The organism is Caballeronia sp., assembly GCF_049581465.1.
Taxonomy (GTDB): domain Bacteria; phylum Pseudomonadota; class Gammaproteobacteria; order Burkholderiales; family Burkholderiaceae; genus Caballeronia.
In genome coordinates, this window is sequence record NZ_JBAUSA010001106.1 from 1 (window position 1) to 3,249 (window position 3,249).

Below are 3,249 nucleotides of genomic sequence, written 5' to 3' on the forward strand. Positions count from 1 at the left end.
CATGGGGCCCGCCCCGAGGTAGACGAAATGGGAGCGGCCACGCAACGCCCCAGCAAGCAGTGACTCCAACTGCTTCATCGCAGCCTTTGCATCTTCCGCGACCCGCTGTTCCACGGTAATGCCAGCCATACGCAGTCCCATAAGCAGCATCAGGCTTGCCGACGATGTCATCACAATGCCTTCGTCCGGATGCGTCTTGGCGAAGACCACCGTATCGGCGTGCCGGGTAACGCTGCTGTTCGCTTCGCACGTGATCGCGGTCGTTTTAAGCCCGGCAGCGCGACTGACTTGAAGCGCCTGGACCGTTTCACTCGATTCGCCGCTTCGCGATAACGCGATTACGTGGACGCCCACATCATTTGCCACGTAAGCGTGCCGATGCCGTGCCCACTCCCCTCCTGGCACCGCGATGGCGCGCAGCCCCTTCAGGTTGAAGGACGCCGCGATCGTTTGAGCCAGGTGGTAAGAGGTGCCGCAACCCACCACGACGAAATTCGTTTGCGACTTTTCTAACGACGGCACGACTAGTGCGGCAGGCCAGAATTGGAACTGTTCTTGGATCACGCGTTCGGTAACATTCATTTTCAGGTATTCCTTTCGTAGACGAATCACTTGCCTGATCCGGCCATCAGACCTTCAACAAGATAGCGGTTGAGAAAAAGTACGACGATGATCGGAGGAATGATGGCAAGAACGCCTGCCGCGTTCATGAGGCCGTAATCGACATAGTTCCTGCTGACGAACTCAGGGATGAGTACCGTCAATGGTTTGGTTGCGAGTGTCGGCGAGAAAACGAGTGGAATCATGAACTGCCCCCAAGCGCTGAGGAACGTCAGGATTGCACTTGCGATCAGACCGGGTGCGGCCAGTGGAAGGACTATCCGGCATAGCGTGTAGGTCCGGCTCGCGCCGTCCATCCACGCCGCTTCCTCAAGCGACAGCGGCAGCGACTGGTACACGCTGCGCATTAGCCACAGGGCGAGCGGCAAGAACGCCGACACGTAGACCAGGGTCACGCCCAAGTACGTATCGATAAGCTTTAGCGACACCATCAGTCGGTACAGCGGAATCATTACCGTGTAGGCCGGAATCGCGAGCGAGCCTACAACCAGCACGAAGATGAGGTTCCGGCCGGGAAATGTGAGGCGGACGAATGCGTAGGCTCCAAATGCAGCAAGGGCTACGGTAACGGCCGTCGCCACGACGGACGTAATAAGGCTGTTGACGAGTGCGCGGCTAAATTGCGGCCACACTGACTGCACTTCATCGCCCTGGTACGAGCTCGTGGCGCCGAGCAGCTTTGCATAATGTTCGAATGTAATGTGAGGCGGAAAGAAATGCGGCGATGGTGAGACCAGATCGGTGGGCGCGGTAAAGCTTGTCACGAGCGCCCAATAAACCGGGCCCAGGGACCATACCAGCAACAGCAGTGCCGCACCAAGCAATCCGAAACGAGCAATAAGTGAGCGACGCATCAGTCATACCTCGTTTCGCGATAAACGCGCAGGACATACACCAGCGACGTGAGCAGCGACGCGAACATCACGAGCACCGATAACGCCATACCATAAGAGAACCGCAGATTCTGGAACGCCGACATATAGACTTCCACAAGAACCGGGCGAGTATCGAGACTCGATCCGGTAAGGATCCACGCTTCGTCAAACAAGTTGAACGCGAATACCGTGGATTGACTAAGCGCAATGGCAAGTCCTCCGGCGATCAGTGGAAGCGTCACTTTGACAAACGATCGGATCGGACCGGCGCCGTCTAGCCGAGCAGCTTGATATAGCTCAGCCGGTATGCTTTGCAGCGACGCCAACAGGATCACGACTGTCAGCGGCATCATTCGCCAGACGTGGACTAGCGCGACAAGCAGTAAAGCCGTGGTGCGATCGTTGAACCACACGTGATAGGCGCTTATCAATCCCGTCGTCTTCAAGACGGCATTCAAAAGGCCGTAGCTCGGGTTGTAGATCCACAACCAGACGATCGCATTCACGACCGGCGGTAACGCCCAGGGCAAAACCACGGCGGCAAGCAACCATCGCCTGCCAAAAGTGATTTTGTTGAGCAGTAGTGCCGCACCTAGCCCTCCGAGCGTTTCGAGTACCACGGCGAACACGACATAGGCCAGTGTATTGATCCAGGCATGCTGAACGTTCGGATCGCTCATCCAGCTCCAGTAATGCGCAAGACCGATGAACGGTGTCCCTGGACGCATGGGCTCAACCCTATGCACGCTGTCCCATAGCGTTACCAATACGGGTACGAAGACGAACGCGGCCATGATGAGCACGATCGGTGCCGCCAGGATCAGGCCGAGCCAGCGATCGCCGTTGTACGTAACTGGCTTTTCACCTGAACTCGCTACGACTTTGGGTATTACGGCGTCAGAATTCATCACTGCGTGTCCTTACGGCGGGATCATTGCTTTCTGGCATCGGCGGCCTGGGCGGCAATCTGTTTAATGGCTGCATCGACGGTCAATTGTCCTTTTGCAGCCTGGTTAATCGCGGTGGATACCGCACTGCTGAACTCCGGGTACCACGCGGGCGTGCCTTGTTTGAAGAGTGGCTCCACCACGGCCGCTTGCGCCAGCAAGACCTTTCCGCTGGCGAGCTTGCCCTGCGCATCAAGGGTTTTGAGCACGCTGGTACGCGTAGGCAGGTTGCCAAGTGCTGTGTAACTTTCCAGTTGGTTCTCCGGAGCTACAAACCAGCGAATGAAAACTTCCGCCGCCTTCTTGTGTGTGGATGCAGCAGGAATGCCGACCGCCTCGGGGAGACCAAATGTCCGGGTTTTTCCAGATGCTGTAGGCATGAGCGCCCCTTCGACCGAGGCCGCGACCTTCGATTTAGAGGGGTCGGTATAGACCGCGAGATTGCCAGCCCAACCCGCTACATCAAAACTCGCCTGGCCGCCTTTGAACAGCTCCTGAACTTCGACGTCCTTAAGACCGGTGGAAGCCGGATCAATGAGGCCGGCCTTAAGCGCATTTATTTCCCAAGCCAAGGCTTTGTAACCTGGCGAATCCGGCGAAACAAACAATGGGTCGAGATTGGCGTCGAAAAGGTCGCCCCCGAAAGCCTTCGTCAAGAGATACCAGGCAGTAGCGGTCCCCTCGGTCGCCGACAACGGAAGCGCGATTGGATACTTGACAATGCCCTTCGCTTTAATCGCGGTTGCGTCAGCCGTCAACTCTGCGAGCGTCTTCGGGGGTTGTTCAATACCGGCCTTTTTCAGGTG

4 protein-coding genes are annotated in these 3,249 nt (G+C 57.1%); all 4 read right to left on the reverse strand.

Annotated features, from left to right (window positions below):
* Window positions 1-582: SIS domain-containing protein (locus WCA53_RS27030; protein WP_423917903.1), on the reverse strand; the 582-nt coding region annotated here is incomplete at its 3' end.
* Window positions 583-608: 26 nt separating this feature from the next.
* A complete protein-coding gene (locus tag WCA53_RS27035) occupies window positions 609-1,475 on the reverse strand; it encodes a carbohydrate ABC transporter permease (RefSeq protein ID WP_423917908.1) in 867 nt (288 codons plus the stop codon).
* Window positions 1,475-2,404, reverse strand: a complete 930-nt coding sequence (locus tag WCA53_RS27040; RefSeq protein WP_423917912.1) for a carbohydrate ABC transporter permease — start codon at window positions 2,402-2,404, stop codon at window positions 1,475-1,477. Before WCA53_RS27040 ends, WCA53_RS27035 begins: the two co-directional genes overlap by 1 nt.
* Window positions 2,405-2,427: 23 nt before the next feature.
* On the reverse strand, window positions 2,428-3,249 hold an 822-nt coding region (locus WCA53_RS27045), incomplete at its 5' end, for an extracellular solute-binding protein (RefSeq protein ID WP_423917916.1).

What these genes read in the sequence shown, in the direction of transcription:
- WCA53_RS27040 (WP_423917912.1), bottom strand. Translation starts at nt 2,404, where the DNA reads ATGAATTCTGACGCCGTAATACCCAAAGTCGTAGCGAGTTCAGGTGAA.
- WCA53_RS27035 (WP_423917908.1), bottom strand. Translation starts at nt 1,475, where the DNA reads ATGCGTCGCTCACTTATTGCTCGTTTCGGATTGCTTGGTGCGGCACTG.